At 41.1% G+C, this 6,942-nt stretch carries 6 protein-coding genes; 3 read left to right on the top strand and 3 right to left on the bottom strand.

From position 1 onward, the window contains the following. Positions 1 to 18 precede the first annotated feature (18 nt). A complete protein-coding gene (locus A9239_RS12830; RefSeq protein ID WP_048122666.1) occupies positions 19 to 1,200 on the bottom strand; it encodes an FprA family A-type flavoprotein in 1,182 nt (393 codons plus the stop codon). A gap of 460 nt (positions 1,201 to 1,660) precedes the next feature. Here A9239_RS12830 and A9239_RS12825 point away from each other — a divergent pair, with 460 nt between their 5' ends. The 3 genes from A9239_RS12825 to A9239_RS12815 all read left to right on the top strand — a co-directional run bounded on the left by A9239_RS12825 (position 1,661) and on the right by A9239_RS12815 (position 5,021). Further along, positions 1,661 to 3,181: a glutamine synthetase family protein gene (locus tag A9239_RS12825; protein ID WP_048116530.1), complete on the top strand. Its 1,521-nt coding sequence runs from the start codon at positions 1,661 to 1,663 to the stop codon at positions 3,179 to 3,181. A gap of 466 nt (positions 3,182 to 3,647) precedes the next feature. Beyond that, complete coding sequence (locus tag A9239_RS12820; protein WP_048116533.1) at positions 3,648 to 4,568, top strand: D-aminoacyl-tRNA deacylase; 921 nt, start codon at positions 3,648 to 3,650, stop codon at positions 4,566 to 4,568. Positions 4,569 to 4,658: 90 nt separating this feature from the next. Continuing rightward, the gene (locus A9239_RS12815; RefSeq protein WP_048116535.1) at positions 4,659 to 5,021 is read left to right on the top strand and encodes a DUF3147 family protein; all 363 of its coding nucleotides are present in this window, start codon (positions 4,659 to 4,661) and stop codon (positions 5,019 to 5,021) included. Positions 5,022 to 5,611: 590 nt separating this feature from the next. Here A9239_RS12815 and A9239_RS19050 read toward each other — a convergent pair. Both A9239_RS19050 and A9239_RS12800 read right to left on the bottom strand, forming a co-directional pair. Beyond that, a complete protein-coding gene (locus tag A9239_RS19050) occupies positions 5,612 to 5,815 on the bottom strand; it encodes a hypothetical protein (RefSeq protein WP_141706459.1) in 204 nt (67 codons plus the stop codon). A 718-nt stretch (positions 5,816 to 6,533) separates the two neighbouring features. Then, a partial coding sequence (locus A9239_RS12800; RefSeq protein WP_141706458.1) for a tetratricopeptide repeat protein occupies positions 6,534 to 6,942 on the bottom strand: 409 nt, incomplete at its 5' end.

The raw sequence follows: 6,942 nt of genomic DNA, 5'->3' as shown, positions 1-6,942 counted from the left end.
AATGTACATATTTTCAGGTTATAATTTCATTTTCCTGGCGAGTTCTAGGCCGATTTCCTCCACTTTATTCAAATCTTCTTCCCTGGGTTTGCCCTTTACCTGAAGGGTTCCAACAATTTCCATCTTCGAGGGAACCAGAATTTCTCCTGCTTGCTTCAGAGCGCCTCCACCCCAGCCGAAAGATCCAAGTATAACCCCATATTTTGCAGGTGGCTTGAGAGCTTTTACCAGGTAAGTGCCGTAAAGGGCAAGAGGATGCATGCCTGCAAGGACGGTTGGAGTTCCAAGGATAACAGCGCGGGAATCAACCAGTTCTCTTGCAATATCTCCTGTATTCGCAACTTCAAGGTCATAGATTCTGACATCTATACCTTCTTTCAGTAAGGTTTCTGCGATTGTCCTGACCATTATTTTTGTGGAGCCCCACATACTCACATAGACAATAAGGGCTTTATTTTCGGTCTTCCCTGTAGTCCATTTTGCGTAGGGTTCAAGTATACGCTGAGGGTTCTTATAGATAGGTCCGTGACTCGGCGCAATAATTGCGATATCAAGATCCTTAATTTTTTCAAGGGCTTTTGCCCCCATTTTTCCAAAAGGCATCATGATTTCCCCATAATAGCTTTTTGCAAGAGGAATAAGTTCTTCTAGGTCCTCATCATAAACGCCCTGAGCTGTGTGAGCCCCAAAGAAATCACATGGGAATAGGACCCTGCCTTCAGGTAGGTATGTGAACATGGTTTCAGGCCAGTGGAGCCAGGGAGCTTCGATAAAGTGCAGGTTTTTTCCTCCCAAATCAATAGTATTTCCATCGGCAACGACTTTAACCCGATCGTCTGGCAGGTCATGGTAAAGGCTTGCCATTTTCACGCCTCTTTCTGTGGTAACAAGCACCGAGTCAGGAGTCCGGTCCATAATAAAACGAATTGCACTGGCGTGATCGGGTTCGGCATGATTCATAATCAGGTAGTCCAGTTTTTCCAGGCTGGAAACCAGGTTTATTTTCTCTTCGAACTCCTCTTCAAAACCAGGGTTCACGGTATCAATAAGTGCTGTTTTTTCTTCTCCTTTTACAAGATACGCGTTGTAGCTTGTCCCCTGAGGCAGCGGAACCAGAGCATCAAACATTCTGCGGCTCCAGTCTTTTGCCCCAACCCAGAATACATCTTTAGCAATTTCAGGAACACTGTAAATCTCCATATTTTTACCTCCATTCCCCCAAGCAGTAAAACGGCTCGAAATAAGAAGCATGCAAGTTTGTCTGCATCTATCAATCCGAGAACTGGATTTATTTAACGACTAATTTTATGACTATATTGTATTTGTCCGATATATTTATTAGGCAAAACCCTTAACTGGTAAAACCTTAGATTTTAACTGGCGTTTTAACTCGGTAAGGAAAAGGTAACTTTTAATAAATTAAAATGAAGCTGTATTGCCTTCTCTTTTTTTATAGTATTTTTATGGAAAAATTAAAAAAAGAAAAACTTTATATAGACAGCAGTAAGTTATCTTCTTCCTAGCAGGCAAGAGTTAACAAAATTATGGCCAATGTGGCAATCCTTGAGCCTGAAAAATATTCGGTATTGAAATGAGGCTTTAATACCTAAAATATTACGGTTACCTAGAACATTGCAGTTAAAAAAAAGAAGGGATAATTATGAAAGCATCATCCGTAGAATTAAATCCTAATAAACTGGTACAGTACCTCAACAAACCAGCAAGCGAATTCACCAAAGACGACATTATTAAGTTCATAAAGGAAAACGGCATTAAGATGCTGACTTTCCGTTATATTGGTGGAGATGGAAGACTCAAAGCTCTCGCCTTTGTGATCAGAGACGAAGAACATCTTGACAACTTGCTTTCCGCTGGTGAGAGAGTCGATGGATCAAGCCTTTTTACATACATCGAAGCAGACTCAAGCGACCTCTATGTCCTTCCTAAATACAGGACTGCCTTCGTGAATCCTTTTGAAGAAATCCCAACCCTGGATATCCTCTGTTCCTACTTCGACAAAGACGGAAATCCTCTCGCAAGCTCTTCCGAAACCGTCATGAAGAAAGCTGCCCAGGTCCTGACCGAGAAGACAGGCTATGAACTTCAGTCAATGGGCGAACTCGAATACTACATCATCGCCAACAAAGAAGACGTCAATATGGCTTTCCCAGCCGTTGACCAACAAGGATACCACGAATCCAATCCCTTCACCAAATTCGACCAGCTCAGAAAGGAAGCAATGATGTACATCTCCGAAGCTGGCGGAAAAATCAAATATGGGCACTCAGAAGTCGGAAACTTTACTGACGATAAATACTACTACGAGCAGAACGAAATCGAATTTGAGACTGATTCACTTGAGAACACTGTCGATCGTCTGCTTATCGCAAAGTGGATGCTCAGGATGCTTGCCGACCAGTACGGTGTAATTGTAAGCTTTGCTCCAAAGATTACTGTCGGAAAAGCTGGAAGCGGACTGCACGTCCACATGAAGCTCCTGAAGGACGGAAAGAGCGTCATGGTCGAGAACGGTGGAGTTAGCGACACTGCAAAAATTGCAATAGCCGGAATTCTTGACATTGCAGCAGGAATTACTGCTTTTGGAAACAGAATTCCTACATCCTACCTGCGTCTTGTACCTCACCAGGAAGCTCCTACCAACATCTGCTGGGGAGACAGGAACCGCTCTGCTCTGATCCGCGTGCCTCTTGGCTGGTTCTCTGAAGAATCCAGCAAGATGGTAGCTCTCGCCAACCCGAACTATAGCGAAGAGTTCAAGAGCCACAGCTACAAGTCTACTTTTGAATTCCGTGCCGCTGACCCATCAGCTGACCTTTACCTCCTGATGGCATCCTTTGCTGTAGGTATCCGCCACGGCTTTGAAATGGACAATGCCCTTGATGTTGCAAAGAAGCTCTACATTGATGTCAACATTTTCAAGGATGAACACAAGGACAGGCTTGCCCAGCTTGAGCACCTGCCTGCATCCTGCTACGAGTCCGCTCAGGCCCTGAAGAAGCTGAAAGACGTCTTCATGGAGTATGATGTCTTCACCGAAGGTATGATCGATGACAACATAAAGTACCTTGAAAGCCTTGACGACAACCAGCTTAGTGAGAGACTCTACGGTAAGAACGAAGAAATCAGGAAACTTGTGGACTCTTACATCCACATTGGATAATCCTGTTTCAGTACATTAAAAATCTTTTTCCACAGAAAAATGCAGAGTCCTGCTTCTCAGGGAGCAGGGTTCTGCCAATAATATTTTTCTGAAAATTTTCTAAAAGCAGTATTCTGTCAAGTTTTCTGAAAAAAGTAAGCTTCTTGCTGCTTTTACCAGATATTCCGTTACTTTTCGCTTACGGTTCGCACTGTTTTTTACTTCAGATCTCTTTTTACTCTTCGCTTAAGCTTTTTACCTCAGATTTTACCTCGGTTCTTAATATAGGGACTTTCTTTTCCGGATTTTTCGTGCTTTCTCTATTTTTCCCGTTTTTTCTCGGGTTTTATCCGATTCTAATTTTTCAAGGTAACACTTCATAGTCTATTCAGGTTTACACCAGACCGTGCGGTTACGGGGTTGGCTTTATCTATCTTAACGAAATCTATAGGGAACGTAAAGTGATAAGGACTCGAATTGATCAGAAATGACAGAAAACAGCAATCCAGAAAACCCCGATAGACAGGAAAAAAACCTCTCCGAAACCCCGATCCCCAAAATAACAATCATCTGTTCTGCCCCCGATCTTGCCAGCCAGAACATTAAGACCCAACTTTTAAACCTCATAGAATGGAAACTCTTAGAGCTTCCTGAAAATTCCGGATTCTCTGCAGCCAGGGAATCGCAGGACGGAAAATTCAGACTCGTTGATATTGAGGAAACGCATGTCTTCCAGGACGGACTCGACAGAAAACTTGAAAATGCGGGGTTGCCAGCTTCTCTTATAATTTTCGCATCCAAACACCGGAGCAAAGAGGAGATTTCTTCCCTTACCGTACACTGCACAGGAAACCCCTCAGACGATGTAAGGCTTGGAGGTTGCCCAAAATCTCTTGCAGTCTCTTCTCCGGCTGCTATGAAATCCATCCTTTCGGAAATGAAGCGCCTGGCTGAGCAAAAAGGCCTTAAATACGATGTTACTCTTGAAGTGACCCACCATGGGCCGACTGAACTTTCAGTTCCTTCCCTTTATGCCGAAATAGGAAGCACTGAAGTGCAGTGGAATGATCCTGAGGCAGGCGAGGTTGCTGCAAAAGCTATCCTTGCAGTCTCCCTTGAAAAAGTGCCTGTTGCCATTGGTTTTGGAGGGGGACATTATGCCATGCGCCAGACAAAGCTTTTGTTTGAAACCAAAATCTCTTTTGGGCACAATTTTCCCAAGTACAAGCTTGAATTTGTGGATGAAGCCCTGATCAGGCAAGCAATTGAAAAATCAAAGGCTGATTTTGCTTATTTTGACCGGAAATCCATGAAAAGTGAAGAAAGGAAAAAGATTTCCAAAATCCTTGAGAAACTGGGGCTCAGTGTCCTTAAAGAATCAGAGATCAGGGAAAAATATGAAAATTAACATTAAAACAAACTTTATAACAAGTTCAATTCTCCAGAAAAATTGTGTTACTGCGTATCTGGAGCACTCCAGTACACAGAAAGGGATACAATGCTGAACATAGAGCTACTTCCGGTTCTCCTCCGCTTTCTTTTTGGAGGAAGCGCTGTTGCGATTTCCGCAATTGTTGCAAAGAAGTTCGGAGGCAGGTTGGGAGGAGTTTTTGCAGCTTTTCCCGCAGTATATCTGGCAGCAATTCTGGGCCTGAGCATAGATTATAAGGGAAGTGAACTGCTCCTGATCTCAGAACAGCTTTCTAAAGGTGCACTTGTGGGAATGCTGGCAGACATTTGCTGCGCTCTTGCTGCAAGTTATTTTATTCTCAGGTCCGGGTGGAAAAAAGGGCTGGTTTACTCGCTTCTCCTCTGGGCTATGCTTGCTCCTGCAATCTACTTTGTGTGGTTCAGATTCTGAAAAAAATCTTTGGCCAAGCTTTCTTTTAGAAAGGTTGTGGTCAAATTTTCTTTTATAATATCTGAATAATATTATCTTTCTGGATTTACAGTATTTGGTACAGAGTTCTGGTTTGTTGATATCTTTTCATAACCAGAACTCCATTTCTATGAATTGAGTTACTCTTTGTTCTTGTTCATAAACTGTATCTTTAGCGGTGCTTTTACTTTAGGAATGATAAAAATATAATTTCAAATATTCATTTTTGAAATGGTTTTATATACGTTGCCCAAGGCAATATAGATACCAGAAATCGTGAAATTATATCTTCTTCATTCCTTAGTATCAAAACACTATAAAATATCAACAAAAATACTTATTATCCAATAAAATTTAATTCATAGAGATGAGTTTGAAATATTTTAGGACTTACGCGGTTGAACTGAGAAATCAATAGCATTAAGCCCTTAACTGTATAAAACACAAATCTAACCATAAGGCCTATTGAATTTGATTTTGTACCTCAAATGCGTGAGTCCTAAACTACTTCATAGCCTGTTAGTGTTTTTCTCTCCAATTTAGAGCTGTCTGGGTTTTTGTTAATGCGTTAATCAGGTGCCCTGTTGTTTGTTGGTATTGCCTGAGGCAGAGGTTTTTACATCTTCGTCTCTGGATGTTTTGCTGGAGCTATCTTCCACACGGGAACGGAAATCCGTTTTTGTGGTATGTTTACCTCCTTTAGCTTTGGAGGAGGCGCTTTGCCAGTTGATATCGGCAACTTTTTCCGCTTTCAACTGCAAGTTTTCGCCTTGCATGCTGGTTTTCGCCATTATATCAGCGGAAGGTGGGGATGCGGACTCGGAAACTTGCCGATTGTTGGAACCACCTTGTGGATTAGACATCGAGGCCGATGCTATCTCAATTAAGGCGCAGATTAACAGCATTATCACTATCAATTTTATATCTTTTCTCATGTTCTCTACACCCTATATTGGAGAGAGTATATCTCTCTCCAATATTTTTCTTCGTATTTCTTGTCCCTCCATTTTTTTGTTTATCGTTTTATGATACGTCGACACCATGAAACAAGTTAGCACGCTTTCACGATAAGGCAAATTTTGAACCTTTATTCGGTCATTACGGATTGACCTTCGCTTATTGTTTCTTCCTATTCGAGATTTTTTAATATTTTTGAGATAATCAAAAATTGGCATTGATTCTGCTGGCAGTTAACCGCCATCGTCAAAAACTCGAAAATATTAAAACGTCTCCAGATTTATGTTGTTTGTCCAGGTTTGATATCTTCTTTTAAGCTTGCGATTTTCAGCAACAGACTTCACGATCCATCATTCATATCTTGTAAAATATTTGATAAGCATTTGACAAAATAAATTGTTTATATATTTATTTAAACAACCTGCCAAATATTGAACTTTCTCGAAATACTCTGAAATTACAACCAAGCAAAGACACTTTGAGAACTATTATTATAATAATATTGCCTATGTGAGATGTTCTGCTCTCTGTCCATCATCAGACAATTGTTGTCGTGTTATTCTCTAGAGGGAAGATTGTTGTTGTGTTAACCTCTTTAGCTTTGTTGTAGCATACCACCGCTTTTTCATGCCTGCCAAGTTTATCAAGAGCAATACCCTTGTTATGCCAGGCATCAGAATCTTTTGGGTTTATTTCTATGGCTTTAGCATAAACTTGGACTGCTTCTTCATATTTACCCCAATTATCAAGAACAACACCTTTGTTATACCAGGCGTTGAAATAATTTGGGTCTATCTCTATGACCTTATCATAAGCTTGGATTGACACATTATATTTACCTAAATCAGAAAGGGCATTACCTTTGTTATACCAAGTATCGGAATCTTTCGGGTCTATTTCTATGGCTTTATCATAAGCTTGGATTGACTCATTATATATACCTAAA

Source organism: Methanosarcina sp. A14 (assembly GCF_001729375.1).
GTDB classification, from domain to species: domain Archaea; phylum Halobacteriota; class Methanosarcinia; order Methanosarcinales; family Methanosarcinaceae; genus Methanosarcina; species Methanosarcina barkeri.
Note: the sequence above shows the minus strand (reverse complement) of the source record. Positions and strands in the feature narration are given on the sequence as shown.